The organism is Providencia sp. PROV268, from assembly GCF_028477805.1.
In the GTDB taxonomy this organism is placed as follows: domain Bacteria; phylum Pseudomonadota; class Gammaproteobacteria; order Enterobacterales; family Enterobacteriaceae; genus Providencia; species Providencia stuartii.
This window is the reverse complement of the sequence record NZ_JAMPLW010000029.1, coordinates 1-16111: the sequence shown is the minus strand read 5'-3', so window position 1 is coordinate 16111 and position 16111 is coordinate 1. Positions and strand designations below refer to the sequence as shown.

The following is a 16111-nucleotide window of genomic DNA, read 5'->3' as shown; positions in this document are numbered from 1 at the left end:
GCCCAGAGCTTAGTGCGTTAACGTGAATCTTTAATGAAGTGTTAGTTCATTTTCGCTAATTCACGTTTGTGTTTAGATTCGCTAATCATCACAATAAAGAGTAAAACTACAGCGAGTGCAGAGCCACCGATCATGACGGCAAAGCCACCGTTCCAACCGAAGGTATCAACAGTATATCCGATAATAATGCTTGCTAGAGCAGAGCCTCCAAGGTAACCAAACAATCCAGTAAAGCCAGCCGCAGTCCCCGCTGCTTTTTTTGGTGCCAGTTCAAGAGCATGCAGGCCAATCAACATAACAGGGCCGTAGATTAAGAAACCGATAATTATCATACAAGCCATATCAACGTTTGGATTACCGGCTGGGTTCAACCAGAATACAATCGTAGCAATTGTAACTAAGAGCATGAAGAAGACGCCTGTTGCTCCGCGGTTACCGCGGAAGACTTTATCAGACATCCAACCACACAGTAATGTTCCTGGAATTCCTGCATATTCATATAAGAAGTAAGCCCAAGAAAATTCTTTTATGTTGAAATGCTTAGCTTCTTGTAGATAGCTTGGTGACCAATCCAAAATTCCATAGCGTAGTAAGTATACAAATACGTTCGCAATAGCAATCATCCATAACAGTTTGTTTGGGAAAACATACTTCATGAAAATTTCTTTTGCTGTTAGTTCTTGCTCATCAGATGCTTTATAATCTGTAGGGTAGTCATTTTTGTATTCTTCGATTGGGGGAAGACCGCAAGATTGTGGGGTATCACGCATGAGTGCGAATGCTATTAGTGCAACGATGATGGCAGCGAAAGCTGGCATATAGAATGCCGCTTTCCAGTCATTAAACCATGCCATACCTAACATAAATAGCAACGCTGGAATGCCGCCTCCAACATTATGCGCACAGTTCCAAACTGAAACGATACCACCTCGTTCTTTTTGTGACCACCAGTGCACCATAGTACGACCGCAAGGTGGCCATCCCATACCTTGGAACCAGCCACATATAAATAGCAGCCCAAACATGATCCAAACACCAGAAGTTGCCCATGGTACAAAGCCCATAATCAGCATTACGGAAGCGGCTAGTATCAAACCTGCTGGCAAAAAGTAACGAGGGTTTGCACGGTCAGAAAATGACCCCATGATAAATTTAGAAATACCATAGGCAAATGAAATTCCCGATAAGGCAAAACCTAGCTCACCTTTTGTGAAACCTTGTTCGGTTAAGGCAGGAATAGCAAGGGCAAAATTTTTTCTTACCAAATAATAGGCAGCATAACCCAAAAAGATCCCGATAAAGATTTGCCAGCGTAGTCGGCGATAGACTGGATCTATCTTTTCTGCTGGCAACCTCGATATATGAGGTGCTGGCTTAAAAATGCTTAACATATAGCCTCCGATGGCTTATTAATCGTTATTTACTCTTATCTCTTATATTTTCTATATAAAAGACTGTGAGTGTTTATTCTTGATAGAGTGATAAAAACGAAAGTATTCGAATTTAATTTCGAGCAATTTCTTTCATAAGTGCTCTTATGATAGTCATAAAAAAACATTCTATCTGTAATCTACTGCACAAATATCTGTTTTATTTATGGGAGGCATAGTTAAAGTCATTTAAGGAGGAAAAGAAACCATAACAGATGAAATTATTGTGATTAACATCACGAATTTTGTCTTTTTATCGCTAATTTTGGTTTGATTGCTTTCGTTTTTGTTCCTTATCAAACATCAAGCACGTTTCTTGTCTATATTTAGTTATAGATTATAAAAATAGACCATACTAAAAGTAATGTTGATTAATGTGAGGAATGCGACATGAATGGCTCATCTGTGACTGAAACGGATGTCATCATTATCGGTGGTGGCGCAACAGGTGCAGGTGTTGCTCGTGATTGCGCCCGCCGAGGATTGAAAGCAGTTTTACTCGAAAGGCATGATATTGCAACAGGCGCAACAGGACGCAACCACGGCTTGCTACATAGTGGTGCTCGCTATGCTGTCACGGACGGGGAATCAGCAAGAGAGTGTATTGAAGAAAACAAGATACTAAAACGTATTGCACATCATTGTATTGAGAAAACTGACGGTTTATTTATTACGTTGCCTGAAGATTCTCTCGAATACCAACAGCAATTTATTCAAGCTTGCCAAGCGGTAGGTATTGATGCTCATGCTCTCGACCCCGCAGAAGCGATCCGCCTTGAGCCGTCAGTCAATCCCCAATTGATCGGTGCTGTGAGAGTGCCTGATGGTACTGTTGATCCTTTTCGTTTAACCGCAGCTAATATGCTGGATGCTCGCGAACATGGTGCGAAAGTGCTCACTTATCATGAAGTCATCGGACTAATTCGAGAAGGTGATAAAGTACGCGGTGTAACAGTTTACGATCATCAAGCTAAACAACAATATGATATTTATGCTGAAATTGTGGTTAATGCTGGGGGGATTTGGGGACAAAAAATTGCGGAATACGCAGATCTGAAAATCAAAATGTTCCCTGCAAAAGGTGCGCTTCTGATCTTAGGCCACCGATTAAATAACATGGTTATTAACCGCTGCCGCAAGCCTGCTGATGCGGATATTTTGGTACCTGGAGATACGATTTCACTGATCGGCACAACATCGACACACATCGAATATGATCAAATTGATAATATGTATGTGACACCGGAAGAGGTCGATATTTTGATCCGCGAAGGTTCAATGCTCTCACCCGCATTAGCGAAAACACGCATATTGCGCGCTTATGCGGGGGTTAGGCCACTAGTTGCCAGCGATGATGATCCTTCTGGACGTAATGTGAGTCGCGGTATTGTGTTGTTGGACCATGCGAAACGCGATGGCCTTGAAAACTTTATCACAATTACTGGTGGTAAATTAATGACTTATCGCCTCATGGCAGAATGGGCAACAGATAAAGTGTGTGAAAAATTAGGGCATACCGCCAAATGCACTACAGCAGATGCCCCTTTACCAGGGTCGCAACATAGTGCTGAAGAGGCACTGCGTAACGTTATTTCAATTCCTGCCCCCATTCGTGGTTCTGCAGTCTATCGTCATGGTGACCGTGCTACCGCGATATTAACTACCGATAGACTAGATAAGAGCCTTGTTTGTGAATGTGAAGCGGTTACCGCAGGTGAAGTACGTTATGCTGTTAACTCATTAACAGTTAATAACTTACTTGATTTACGGCGTCGGACTCGCGTTGGCATGGGAACATGCCAAGGTGAGTTATGTGCTTGCCGAGCCGCTGGGTTATTAAACTGTTTTAATGTGACAACACCACATGAAACCGAACAGCAGCTAGGACATTTTTTGAATGAGCGTTGGAAAGGCGTAAGACCTATCGCTTGGGGGGATGCATTGCGAGAAAGTGAATTTACTAGTTGGGTTTACCATGGCTTATGTGGCATGAATGAAAGTACCTTAGATAAGGTTTCTAACGAGGAGGCTGACCATGAAATATGATGCAGTCGTGATGGGCGGGGGGCTCGCTGGGCTTATCTGTGGTATTCGCTTAACTCAATCAGGTTTATCTTGTGCTATTGTGAGCGCAGGGCAAAATGCGTTGCACTTTTCATCTGGCTCTTTGGATTTATTAACGCATTTACCCGATGGCCAAAGCGTAGAAAAACCATTAGATGCCCTAGATAAACTGAGTGAGCAGGCGCCAGAACACCCGTATAGCCGGCTTGGTAAACTTTCGGTGATTAAACTCACTCATCTTGCAGAGACACTATTACAGCAAAGTGGTGTGAAACTTAAAGGTTCTAGCGATGAAAATCATTATCGCATAACGCCATTGGGTCATAAGCGCCTAACATGGTTGAGTCCTGAGTTTGTGCCTACAGTTAACCTCCATAAAAAAATGGATATGGGAAAAATAGCGGTTGTTGGTATTGAAGGTTTTTTAGATTTTCAGCCGCAAATGGTGTCTGATGAGTTGCAAAGAGAGGGAGTCAGTGCGAGTGCTTATTATGTTCATTTGCCGCTCCTTGATAGACTTAGAGAAAACCCCAGCGAATTTAGAGCTATCAATGTGGCACGTTGGTTAGATAGGCCTGAAAACATGGCGCAAATAGTGGCTGAAATAGCACCACTAGTCGTTGATTCTGATACTATTTTTATGCCAGCGTGTATCGGATTAGATAGTGAAGAGCCTTTGCTTGAGCTACAAAAGCAGCTTGGTAAACCCATCTACTTGTTGCCTACATTACCCCCTTCATTACTGGGGATCCGATTGCATGAGATGCTGTTACGTCAATTTCGCCGTCAAGGTGGGATCATCATGCCGGGTGATAAGGTGACTTCAGTGAATTGTATTGGGTCACGCATAGAATCAGTGAATACACGTAATCATGGTGATATTTCACTCAAGGCTTCTCAGTTTGTCTTAGCCACCGGCAGTTTTTTTAATAATGGGCTTGTTGCTGAGTTCGATCGTATTTATGAGCCATTAATGAACCTTGATTTATGCCATATTCCTCAGCGTGCACAGTGGACCAATAAAGCATTTTTTGCTTCACAGCCATATATGACGTTTGGTGTTCAAACAGATGAGCATCTACGGGCACAAAAAGAGGGGCAAACTTTCGAAAATCTCTATGTGGCAGGCGCGGTTTTAGGCGGTTTTGACCCTTTAACTGAAGGTTGTGGTGCGGGAGTTTCATTGATAAGTGGCTTACATGCAGCAAATGAAATTGTGGGCTATTTTGAACGACAAAGAGCCATGCAGGCGGAGGTGGCGCAATGAGTATTCAGGATGCAAGCTTTGAAAGTTGTATTAAATGTACTGTTTGTACGACCTATTGCCCTGTAGCGAAAGTTAATCCGTTATATCCTGGGCCAAAACAAGCGGGTCCTGATGGTGAGCGTTTACGTTTAAAAGACCCAATGTTATATGATGAGGCATTGAAATATTGCACTAACTGTAAACGTTGTGAAGTTGCATGCCCATCGGATGTTAAAATAGGCGATATTATTGCTCGTGCTCGTAATACATACAGCCAACAAAAGCCGAAATTACGTGATGCAATACTCAGTCATACCGATTTAATGGGATCACTATCGACACCTTTTGCTCCAGTGGTAAATACCATCACGGGGCTAAAACCAGTTCGTCAAATTCTCGATAAAGCTTTAAAAATTGACCATCGTCGGGAGTTGCCTAAATATTCCTTTGGAACATTTAGACGTTGGTATGCAAAACAAGCGGCGGAACAACAAAAATTTGCAGAGCAAGTTGCCTTTTTCCATGGTTGCTATGTCAATTATAACCATCCACAGCTCGGTAAAGACTTAATTAAAGTGTTTAATGGAATGGGAATTGGCGTTCAACTATTAAAACGCGAAAAATGTTGTGGTGTGGCGTTAATTGCGAATGGCTTTATGAAACAAGCTAAGCGGCAAGCAAATGTTAATTTAGAATCGCTACAAGAAACCATCCTTGAGAAACATATTCCGGTTGTTGCAACGTCATCGACGTGTACTTTTACACTCCGTGATGAGTATACACATGTTTTAGATGTCGATACCTCACAAATGCGCGATAACATTGAATTAGCAACACGTTATATCTATCGCTTATTAGAGCAAGGCAGAGAGCTTAAACTCAAGCATACACCTCTGAAAGTGGCTTATCATACGCCTTGTCATATGGAAAAAATGGGTTGGACATCATACACATTGGAGTTGATTAAGCGTGTACCTGGCGTTGAATTGATCGTACTCGATTCTCAATGTTGTGGTATTGCAGGAACATACGGCTTTAAAAAAGAAAACTATGAATTTTCTCAAGGGATTGGCGCAGGGTTATTTCGCCAAATTGAAGACAGTGGGGTTGATATGGTGATTACAGATTGCGAAACCTGTAAATGGCAGATAGAGATGTCGACCAGTAAAAAATGTGAACACCCGATAAGCCTGTTAGCCAAAGCATTATAATAAAAATAATGAGCTGTTTAGTTAACCCGTTAGGGAGAAAGGAGCCCACCTTTCTCCCTTTTTTGTAATAGTACTGCCATATTCTATCATGTCGTAGTAACCTTATGATTCAATGTATAATGATAGGTTTGACATGTTAGACACGGATCCCTCCTTTAGACTTAGAAAATTGACGCGAGAAGATAAGGACTTCTTTTTTCAACTGTATACGAACCTCGATGTTTTACGTTTTATTTCTAACCCAAAAACAGAAAAAGAAATTCTTGCCGCGTTTGAAAGTCGATTAATCGAATGGAATTTACATTCTGAACATTGGCTATGTTTAGTGATTGAAGATATTGAAACTCACCGGCCTATGGGATTGATTGGCTTTTGTTTATCATTAGTAAATCAACAGCGAGTTGGTGAAATTGGTTATTTGATTGACCCTACTTTTTCAGGTAAGGGCATTGCGACGTCGGCTCTGAAAATGCTGTTATCATCCCCTGATTATGCACAAATTCGCACATTTATAGCAGTAGTGACCGAAGGTAATATTGCTTCTGAAAAAGTGTTGGTTAAAAACGGATTTTCTAAACAAAAAGTGATTACTGCAAACTATGAGATTAATGGTTTTGTGTATGATGATATTTGTTATGAATTAAATCGATAAAACATCACGCTGGTGGTGAGTAAACTATACCAGCGTGATGGAGAGTTAAAGTGATTTCTGTAAAGTTTCCAGCAGTAGCAACACTGATGTTCCACCAGGATCTGCATGGCCTATACTGCGTTCACCTAAATAACTGGCTCGGCCTTTTCGTGCTTGCATAGGGATTGTTGATGCCACACCTTGTTTTGCTGCTTCTACAGCCGCACTTATTGCTTCATTTAAGGTTTGTGAAGTCGCTTTTTCAAGTGATTCACAAACAGGCCACCAAACATCGCACATGGTTTTATCATTAGGTTCGGCTTTGCTTCGTGATACAACACCTTCCGTTCCTGCTTTGAACAGCTCAGCTAAATCAGCAATGCTTAAATTTTCTTTACCCGCAGCACTTTGCGAAGCTTTAATAAAAAATGTGCCGAAGAGTGGACCACTTGCGCCACCGACACTAGATAAGAGTGTCATTCCGGTGGTTTTCAGTAAGGTAGCAATATCTTTGTCTTCAACAGAAGGTAATTTTTCGGCTACTTTCTGAAAACCACGATGCATGTTGAGTCCATGGTCGCCATCACCAATAGCGGTGTCTAGCTCGGTAAGCCGATCTTGTTCATCAGCAAAAGTTTGTGAACACTGTATCAACCAATGATAAATTTGCTGTTGTGTTAAGTTCATGATGTTTTGGCTCCATTTTTACTGCTTAATTTATTGGTTATGGGGAGTAGAAGTTTTGTGTTATCAACACTTCCAACGTAAAGCCGGGGTATTGACTGGTTCATCCCATAACATTAAGTCTTCATCATCCACTTTTAGTAGCGTAATTGAGATGCCTTGCATATCAAGTGCGGTGCAATAGGAGCCGACAAGGCTACGTTCAATAGTCAAACCAAAATCGTGACAACAAGTTTGTAGTCGGTGGTACACAGCGTACAACTCAGATAATGGTGTGGCGCCAAGGTTATTAACTAATGCAATTACGCGATCGCCTTTTTTCAGAGGGTGTTTAGTGTGTTTATGCTCTTGCCAGCAGCCATTTTCACGATCCCATTGGCGGATTATGCGTTCGTAGTGACCGTTTTCGAGCAAAGTTTCAAACATTTGATCGACAGTATCGTCTAAATTAGTAAATTTGCGCCGTTCAATGCCGGGCTCTCCGTGGATCCCCACGCCAAATTCCATTTCGTTATCCGGAAGTTCAAATGAGCGTTTTCCTGCCGCGGGTACGGTACAGGCTTGTAAGGCAACACCTAAACTATAACCATGATTATTGATCTTGTGGCCTAGTTCCACTAATTGCTCAAGAGAATATCCTTTGGTCGCTGCCGCGCCGAGTATTTTTTCCATCAAAACGGTATTAGCGACACCTCGGCGTCCTGCTGTGTATAAACTATCTTTTACTGCGACATCATCATCAACTAATACGGTAGAGATTTTGATCCCTGCATCGTGTAAGAGTTCAGCGGCCGTTTCAAAATTTAGGACGTCACCAGTGTAGTTTTTTATGATCATTAATACACCTTCGCCGCTATCGATGGCCATTGCACATTCCATCATTTGGTCTGGTGTCGGGGATGTAAACATCTCTCCTGGGCATGCCCCATCTAACATTCCTTGACCAATATATCCGCTATGCATCGGCTCATGACCGCTACCCCCACCGGAAAGTAGTCCAACTTTGTCTTTGATAGGTGTATTACTATGAACGAGGTAGGTTGGGTCAACATTCAAACGTAATTCAGGATGAGCAGCAATAAGCCCTTGATTGACTTCACTTATAATATCTTCAACACGGTTAATCAGTTTTTTCATCTTATAAACTCCAAAAGATAGAGAGTGATGGTTATTTCTGTTCGTTTGTGTTCTTTTTTGGTTGAATTAAAACGGAATTGGCGCGGTTCGTTTCGATTGTGCAACCAGACTATCACGGCTGTGAGATTATTGATGAATAAAACCAATAAAATGAGAGTTAGATCGGTAATTTTTCAGAGGTGAGCGAAAGGGAGTACTATTTCCCCTTCGCAGTTGCACTAATGTTGATTGGCGAGTTTTTGCTCGGCAGTTTTGGCAAAAAATGTCTTCAAAATAAAATTGAGTAAAACACCATAAGCAGGTAAGAAAAATAGCATACAAATAAATAGCTTAAAGGTATAGTCAACTAAGGCAATCTCTACCCAATTCGCAGCCATAAAAGGATCACTGCTTTGATAAAATGCAATAAAGAAAAAGGCAATGGTATCAATTAAATTACCGAAGAACATGGCGCAGGCGGGGGCAACGTACCAACGTTTATTTTGACGTAATCGGTTGAACACACTGACGTCCATTATTTGCCCAAGAACATAAGCCATAAAGCTAGCAGCGGCAATTCGAGCCACAAATAAGTTAAATGTATTTAATGCTGCTACTCCTTGCCATTCACCTTGAAAAAATAGAGCTGATATAACATAGGAAATGAGTAGAGCAGGCAACATGACCGCAGTGATGATCCGACGTGCAAGTGGTGCACCATAAATACGTACAGTAAGATCAGTTGCTAAGAAAATAAATGGAAAGGTAAACGCTCCCCATGTGGTGTGAAAACCGAAAATATTAATCGGCAACTGTACAAGGTAGTTACTAGAGGTAATAATTAAAATATGAAATAAAGACAGCCAAATTAATGCACTGGCTTTTTGCTGTGCTGTGAATGAAAACATATTGTACCTTTTTAAGTAGCAATGGGGTGAGGGAACCCATAAAAAAACTTTCCCGACATTGGGAAGTGCGCATAATACGCTTGTTGCGCAACAAAAGCAAAACTGTTACGTCAGAGAGGATAATTTTATTATATAATTAGAGCATCTTTTATTTTTTAGAAGCGTAGTTATGTCTGATTTATTTTTAAATGCCACTAAAACTCTTGATACACTTGGTTTGCGTTGCCCTGAGCCAGTTATGCTAGTTCGTAAAACTGTTCGAGGAATGAATGCTGGCGATACTTTACTCATCATTGCAGATGATCCTGCAACTACACGTGATATCCCCGGTTTTTGCCGTTTTATGGAGCATGAATTGCTGGCAGTTGAAACGGAACAAACCCCATACCGTTATTTGTTACGTAAAAAAACGGAAGGCCTGTAAGCCTTTTTTAGTTAAATAGGCTGCTTGCGTGCGGTGAGCTTAAAGGCTATCGCACGAATATGGCATTATTACTGGTAAGTACCCTTATCCTCTTGAATGATAAGTTGTAACTCCTCATAGCTAAAATTTAGGCTCTTCATCACAAGTTCGAAGCTTGCACCATTTTTTAGGAGTGAAAGTGCATTTTCATGCCTGGCTTTTTGCATGCCTTCTATCTTGCCTTCTATCTTACCTTCTATCTTACCTTCAATCTTACCTTCTAGTTTGGCTTTATCTTTTAAACGTTGAGCGATATTCATAGCAACACCTTGATGGTTTTCGATTTGTTCAATTAACTGTTGAATTATTTGTTCAAAATACTGAGATGAATCTAACGTAGTGAGCAGATAATTAATAATAATGCTGGTATCTTGCTCACTATTATAGTGCCTATTTAATGCTTGGGCGAGCAGACTAGTCACTTGCTGATATTCGTCACGTAGATTTTTATGCTTCAATGCAAGTTCCATTACTGCAATCTTTCGATGATTAACTAACTCATTGTCATCAATAACAGTGATATCCACTAATGGAAATGGATTAAAGTACAGTTCATCAGCGAGTTCGGGCCAAGAAAAACAGTGAGTCCATGTTTTCAAATAGGGATAGGGGGAGCTATCTCCATGGTAAAATAAAATAGGTACTACGAGTGGTAAACTTTTATGGCCTTGCTGAAGGTGTTGATTCATTGCCAAAAATGAATAATGCATTAAGCGCCAACTCATTAATTTATCAGGTGTTGATTGATGTTCAATAAGGAGGTAAAGATAGCCATCACCAACTTCTGTTTGTACAGTATAAAGAACATCAGATAATCGAGAGCGCAGTTTTTTATCGATAAAAGAAGAGTTAGTAAGTGCTAATGTATTAAAGTCACATAAAGACCGAATATGTTCTGGCAAATGAATGTCGAAAAAATCGCGAGCATTATCTATTTGGGTTAAAAAACCTTTAAAAGCGGCATCATGTGGTGTTGTAGGGGCTTTTTGTATCATACTCGCCTTCATCAATGTCCTTATGTTACGAAGATATTAGCGAATATAGAGATAAAATAGAAAAAAGTTACTCCTAATTTAACGTGAAAAAATAATTTATTTTTTATAAGCGACATCTCATTACTTGTTGTATTTAAAGTCTTTATTACTATTTAATGAAAATTAAAATGTAAGAAATGATAGTTTACTAGATAATAATGATTAAACGTTCTATTTATAACAAAGAAGCGCCGTTATGGCGCTTCTTTAATAATACAATAAATATTATTTTTTAATTTGTGGTAGTTTTACTTTTAGTAAACGTACCGCATTTGCTGTCACTAAAGCTGTTGCTCCTGAGTCAGCAAGAACAGCGACCCAAAGCCCTGTTATTCCCAGTAGGCTGGTAACTAGGAAGATTGCCTTTAACCCTAAGGCTATTGTGATATTTTCACGAATAATCTTACGAGTGGACTGTGATAAAGCAATCACTTCAGGTAATCCAGTTAAACGGTTATGAGTCAAGGCAGCATCGGCAGTTTCCAAAGCAACATCCGTTCCACTACCCATTGCTACACCAATACTTGATGCTTTCATGGCTGGGGCATCGTTAATACCATCGCCGACCATCATAGTGCTATGGTTACGGTTTAATTCCATCACAGCAGTGACTTTATCTTCAGGCAGTAAACCTGCACGGTATTCCATACCTAGTTGACCAGCTATAGCTGCGGCTGCGCGAGGATTGTCGCCTGTTAGCATCACCGCATTAACATTCAAAGCCCTTAACATACTCATGGCATCTATCGCATCGCTTCGTAATGTATCTTGCAGCGCGATTAAGCCGATGACTCGGTTATTTTCCAGTGTGATAACGACTGTTTTGCCTTCCGCCTCTAGTAATTCAACTCGATTTTGCCAAATCCCATCAAGTGGGCTATCCAAACGGCTTGGGGCGCTCACTAACACATGTTTACCATTAAGATAACCTTCAACCCCTTTCCCTGCGAGAGCCTTACGATTTTCGGCTTCAACGACGTTAATTGATAAGGCTTCTGCCTTATTTATAACGGCTTTTGCTAAAGGATGATGAGAGCCTGCCTCAACAGATGCAGTGATTTGTACTAGTTCATTTTCAGTTATACCGTCGACAGGAACCAAATCAGTAACATGAGGTTTACCTTCCGTCAACGTTCCTGTTTTATCTAGTGCAATAGTGGTGACTGAACCTAACTGTTCGAGCGCTGCACCGCCTTTAATTAATGCACCACGACGTGTGGCGGCTGCTAACGCAGAGGTGATTGCCGCAGGTGTAGAAATCACTAAAGCACATGGACAACCAATCAGCAGCAAGGTTAAGCCTCTGTAGATCCACGTTTCCCATGGTGCGCCAAAGAATACGGGAGGGATCACCACGACTAATGCTGAAAATAGCATGATCAGTGGAGTATAGATACGACTAAAGCGGTCGATAAAACGTTCAATTGGTGCTCGACGTTCTTCAGCTTCCTCAATCAATTGCAAAATACGGTCAATCGCGTTTTGCCCTTGCTCTGAAACCACTTTCATCTGTACTGTGCGATCGACAGATAAGCAGCCTGCCGCTACTTTTTCGCCAACATTACGTTCGACGGGAACAGATTCACCCGTGAGTGAGCTTTCATCAAAGCTGGCGAAGCCGGAGATCAATTCCGCGTCAGTTGGTAAGCGACCACCGGGTGCAATTTCAATGATATCACCTGGGCGTAGCTGTGAGACAGGAACTGTGGTTTTCTGACCATTTTTAATTAATAAAGCTTCTTCTGGTACAAGTGCCATAAGAGCACTGACACCGCGTCGTGCTCGACCAGCAGAGTAAGACTCCAGCATTTCCCCTAACATAAATAGTAAGATAACCATCGCGGCTTCTTCTGTTGCCTGAATAAAGATGGCACCGATAGCGGCGACAGTCATCAGGGTCTCGATCGCAAAAGGTGTACCAGTACGGATCAAACGTAATGATTTACGCGCAATGGGATAAAGGCCAAATAAAGTCGTTAGTGTAAAAGCAATGAGACCAATTTGAGGGTTAATGCGCTCCACCCCCCAGCTAATAGCCATTAAGATGGCTAAGATGATCACAGGCTTCGACTCTCTCAATAGGCTAGGCGGAGGTGTAATAGTAGCAGCACTATTGATACCAACATCTAATAGCTCATAGCCAGCCGCTTCTACGGTTGCGCGGACAGCGGAACTAATATCTTTATCGGCATCAACAACGAGTTTTTCTGTGGCAAATAGGACTTTAGCCTGTTTTACCTCAGTGATTTGTTTTACCGCATTTTCGATTTTTTGAGCGCAGCTAGGGCAATCCATACCGCGAATTATCCAATTGAAACGTTGCCCTGCGGCTTGTGCAGGTGCAACATCATTTTGCAGCTCACTTGAAGAACTACAACATGCCGTATGCTGATGGCTATGCTCATGTTCTTGATGATCATGTGCTTGATGAGAGGTTGAACAGCAGCTCTGGTGCTGATGAGCCTCCTCATCATCGTCAGGATGTTTCTCGACAGTATCGTGTTCGTGAGTATGTGAGTCATTACTTACATTTTTACTGTTTTGAACCGCAGTTGAAGAGCAGCTGCTGCTCGAACAGCAAGCGCTATTATGTTGATGTGCTTCTTTATGGTTGTGTGAGTGCATATGCGCCCCCTTATCAAACAATGACCTTAATCAATATTGATAAGTCTATACTTTGGAGTCTACTCCAGAGTCAAATAGATTAGGGGATGCCAATTGATAAAAAATGCTATTTGAGAATTTTATCAATTGGCAGTGAAGAAAGTTATAAATAAACCGCGCGGATAATGAAGAATTGTCCGAGGAAATAGAGGGCCGCGACAATGGCTTTCGACGCTTTAAAAGGAAAGCGGAAACGAGCAATTAGCCAAATACAGTTAGAAATAAACAGCAAAAATGCCCCGACCATGATTGAGAAGTTGTAATCGCGACCTAGGCCAAAGAATTGGTCACCGGCTACCCAAGCCATAATCATACTCATGATTAATAATGCAAAGATCATTGCCTGTAACTCTTTGAGTTTTGTCCAAATTACACTTAAAGTGATAGCTGCAATAATCAGAGGTATTGGGAGCCAAGGGAGATATAGGCTGAAATCTAACTGCATACCAAAACTGATGGTATAAAGAAGATAACTTACAAACAGCAAGGTTACAGATGCAAGTAAGCGCTCACTTGAAAACATTCTCATCATATCGGCGAGTAATGAAACTGCCAATGCAGCAAGGATCAAATATCCTTGTGTGGTGAGAAAATCTGCATTCCAGCCCCAGAGCAATAACAGTATCAGTGTGACGGGACGAAATAACCAACGTTGCCACTCAGGGCCACGATATGCTGCATCAACATACAGCCAACCAGAAAAAAGTACTGCAAGGAATGGCCAACTAATCATAAACACATCCTTATAAATTCAATGAATGAAGCAACTAGGGTGGTGTTCCTTCTGTATGATTAAGATAAACTATACTGATGAACACTTTAAGCACAATGTTAACTTTATGAATAAACCTATCTTACTTATTATCGTATTGGCGATTATTGCTGTCTTGGCAACAAAACGCTTTTTTGACCAACGCAAGCAAAATGAGAGCAATGATAATGCTGTGCCAGTCAGTTATTCGGTGGTTGTTGATAGTAAAAAAGATTACCCTTATCCCAATATGCGTTCCCGTGAACGGGATGTGGTTTCACCTGAAACCTTTCGTTATGAGGTCTATTTTAAACCACTAAATAATACGGCTGTGATTAAAGTGATCGTCAGTGAATCTCAATATCAAGCTATTGAACAGGGTCGCCAAGGAACGCTCCGTATGCAAGGAACCCGGTTCTTAAGTTTTGAGCCTGACGAATAACCTAATTATTCTTTCTTATTATTCTCAAGCGCTTGTTTTTGCTTTTTTTGCATTGCTAACATTTCAAAGACACCGAAGAAAAAAATTCGGGTCTGTAACCAGCCGGATAATTTTTCTCCTTTAGCGAGTGTTGCTTTCAGGAGGACAGTTTGCAGTGCATGCATAACAATCATAAATATCATGGCAATATCCATAAAATATTTAAATGGCTTAGGAAAAGGCTGGATTAGATTAAATATCATAAACCCCCAAACGCAAATCATTAGCACTCGACCTGCATTAACTAGCATGGCTGTTTTCCTCAATTGAATGGCGAATAAATAAACGATAAGCCACTTGCCCCGCAATTTTCTCACGATGCAGTTGCCAATTAGTGGGGATGTCAGTAAGTGGTGACTCCGCCTCTGACTCAACATATATCCAGCTTTCATCTGCCAGCCATTGGTTTTTTTCTAACAACTGGATAGTGTCGCTTAAGAGTCCTTTACGAAAAGGAGGATCAATAAATACAACATCAAAAGGTGTACCATTTTGACCCAGTATTTCAAGGCTGTTACCGTTGATAATGTTAGCATTATCAGATTGCAGGCGCGCTTTATTTTCTGTTAGTAACTGGGCGTTTTGTTTATCCAATTCAATAAACGTCACACTATCGGCAAAGCGTGATAGTGCTTCAAATCCTAATGAACCACTACCAGCAAAGCAGTCAAGGCAACGAGCTTCACGTATGATAGGCATTAACCAGTTAAATAAAGTTTCTTTGATTCTATCTGTAGTGGGACGTAAGCCCTCACTATCACGAACAGGGAGCTTTCGCCCGCGCCATTTGCCACCGATAATGCGTATCTGACCTAAAGAGGCGCTTTGTGGTTTTTTTGCCATAATATCCATTGCTACTCAGTTTTGTTGAGCTTTATAAAATGCGTTGTCTTATTGTAACGCGCCATTTTCACAGTTTTAACTTAAAAAATCAGATTAAATTGTCATGATTTTTCTTTCAGATATGTGTTGCGGCGCGATGAAATGATAGACTGCATGTAATTTTATTGCGATTTAATTATGAAGCGCCATGTTTTTACCGCGAGGAGTGTAGTGGCTGATGGCTAAAGACAAGAAAAAAGGCTTTTTCTCATGGTTGGGTTTTGGTCGTAAAGACGAGAAAGAGGCTCAACAGCAAGAAGCAGAACAACAAAAAAAGATAGATGCAGACAAAGAGATAGAGCTGCAAAAACAAGACATTGATGCTGCAAAAATGGCAGAAGAAGAAGCTGAACGTCAGTATCAAGAGAAAAAAGCAGAGGAGCAGGCTGCAATTAAAGCGGCTGAAGAAGCCGCAGAGCGTCAGTATCAAGCAGACCAAGCTGCTATTAAAAAGGCAGAGGAAGAGGCAGAGCGTCAGCGCCAAGCCGAGCTAGCCGCAATCAAAGCGGCGGAAGAAGAAGCAGAACGCCAACGCCAAGAGGCGGC

General features: G+C 41.3%; 15 protein-coding genes and 1 pseudogene. 7 read left to right on the top strand and 9 right to left on the bottom strand.

The genetic code is table 11. The features are described from left to right. Window positions 1–41: 41 nt before the first annotated feature. Window positions 42–1391: a glycerol-3-phosphate transporter gene (gene glpT, locus PR699_RS17825; protein ID WP_072502746.1), complete on the bottom strand. Its 1350-nt coding sequence runs from the start codon at window positions 1389–1391 to the stop codon at window positions 42–44. 429 nt (window positions 1392–1820) lie between these two features. Here glpT and glpA point away from each other — a divergent pair, with 429 nt between their 5' ends. The 4 genes from glpA (at window position 1821) to PR699_RS17805 (ending at window position 6603) form a co-directional block, all read left to right on the top strand. Continuing rightward, entirely contained in the window at window positions 1821–3476 is a 1656-nt protein-coding gene (glpA, locus tag PR699_RS17820) for an anaerobic glycerol-3-phosphate dehydrogenase subunit A (RefSeq protein WP_014657518.1), read from the top strand. Further along, entirely contained in the window at window positions 3466–4761 is a 1296-nt protein-coding gene (gene glpB, locus PR699_RS17815) for a glycerol-3-phosphate dehydrogenase subunit GlpB (protein ID WP_014657519.1), read from the top strand. The genes glpA and glpB overlap by 11 nt, the downstream gene beginning before the upstream one ends. After that, window positions 4758–5951, top strand: coding sequence for an anaerobic glycerol-3-phosphate dehydrogenase subunit GlpC (glpC, locus tag PR699_RS17810; RefSeq protein ID WP_272577871.1), 1194 nt, complete (start codon window positions 4758–4760; stop codon window positions 5949–5951). The genes glpB and glpC overlap by 4 nt, the downstream gene beginning before the upstream one ends. Before the next feature lie 133 nt (window positions 5952–6084). After that, entirely contained in the window at window positions 6085–6603 is a 519-nt protein-coding gene (locus PR699_RS17805; RefSeq protein WP_014657521.1) for a GNAT family N-acetyltransferase, read from the top strand. Between the two features lie 45 nt (window positions 6604–6648). Here PR699_RS17805 and dhaL read toward each other — a convergent pair whose 3' ends face one another. The 3 genes from dhaL to PR699_RS17790 all read right to left on the bottom strand — a co-directional run bounded on the left by dhaL (window position 6649) and on the right by PR699_RS17790 (window position 9290). Then, the gene (dhaL, locus tag PR699_RS17800) at window positions 6649–7269 is read right to left on the bottom strand and encodes a dihydroxyacetone kinase subunit DhaL (RefSeq protein ID WP_272577870.1); all 621 of its coding nucleotides are present in this window, start codon (window positions 7267–7269) and stop codon (window positions 6649–6651) included. 63 nt (window positions 7270–7332) lie between these two features. Continuing rightward, window positions 7333–8403 carry a dihydroxyacetone kinase subunit DhaK gene (gene dhaK, locus PR699_RS17795; RefSeq protein WP_014657523.1) on the bottom strand — a complete coding sequence of 357 codons (1071 nt, stop codon included), beginning with the start codon at window positions 8401–8403 and terminating at the stop codon, window positions 7333–7335. A 218-nt stretch (window positions 8404–8621) separates the two neighbouring features. Next, window positions 8622–9290, bottom strand: a complete 669-nt coding sequence (locus tag PR699_RS17790; protein WP_004925758.1) for a 7-cyano-7-deazaguanine/7-aminomethyl-7-deazaguanine transporter — start codon at window positions 9288–9290, stop codon at window positions 8622–8624. 169 nt (window positions 9291–9459) lie between these two features. Between PR699_RS17790 and tusA the strand changes: the two genes are divergently transcribed. After that, window positions 9460–9714, top strand: coding sequence for a sulfurtransferase TusA (gene tusA / locus PR699_RS17785; protein WP_004925753.1), 255 nt, complete (start codon window positions 9460–9462; stop codon window positions 9712–9714). Window positions 9715–9782: 68 nt separating this feature from the next. Here the strand turns inward: tusA and PR699_RS17780 are convergent, their stop codons facing one another. The 3 genes from PR699_RS17780 to PR699_RS17770 form a co-directional block, all read right to left on the bottom strand. Continuing rightward, window positions 9783–10748, bottom strand: coding sequence for an Rpn family recombination-promoting nuclease/putative transposase (locus PR699_RS17780; RefSeq protein ID WP_014657525.1), 966 nt, complete (start codon window positions 10746–10748; stop codon window positions 9783–9785). A gap of 264 nt (window positions 10749–11012) precedes the next feature. Continuing rightward, window positions 11013–13412 (bottom strand): zinc/cadmium/mercury/lead-transporting ATPase, encoded by a 2400-nt coding sequence (locus PR699_RS17775; protein WP_014657526.1) that lies wholly within the window; start codon window positions 13410–13412, stop codon window positions 11013–11015. 142 nt (window positions 13413–13554) lie between these two features. Further along, on the bottom strand, window positions 13555–14184 hold the full coding sequence (locus PR699_RS17770; protein ID WP_014657527.1) for a lysoplasmalogenase: 630 nt from the start codon (window positions 14182–14184) through the stop codon (window positions 13555–13557). Between the two features lie 55 nt (window positions 14185–14239). On the opposite strand from PR699_RS17770, the gene PR699_RS17765 reads away from it, so the two are divergent. Beyond that, entirely contained in the window at window positions 14240–14644 is a 405-nt protein-coding gene (locus tag PR699_RS17765; protein WP_014657528.1) for a DUF2500 family protein, read from the top strand. 5 nt (window positions 14645–14649) lie between these two features. Here PR699_RS17765 and PR699_RS17760 read toward each other — a convergent pair whose 3' ends face one another. Next, window positions 14650–14934: a DUF1145 family protein gene (locus PR699_RS17760; protein ID WP_004925735.1), complete on the bottom strand. Its 285-nt coding sequence runs from the start codon at window positions 14932–14934 to the stop codon at window positions 14650–14652. Beyond that, a complete protein-coding gene (gene rsmD, locus PR699_RS17755; protein WP_169342330.1) occupies window positions 14924–15526 on the bottom strand; it encodes a 16S rRNA (guanine(966)-N(2))-methyltransferase in 603 nt (200 codons plus the stop codon). The genes PR699_RS17760 and rsmD overlap by 11 nt, the downstream gene beginning before the upstream one ends. A 217-nt stretch (window positions 15527–15743) precedes the next feature. Here rsmD and PR699_RS17750 point away from each other — a divergent pair. Next, window positions 15744–16111 (top strand): annotated as a pseudogene (locus tag PR699_RS17750) (signal recognition particle-docking protein FtsY); the annotation flags it as partial.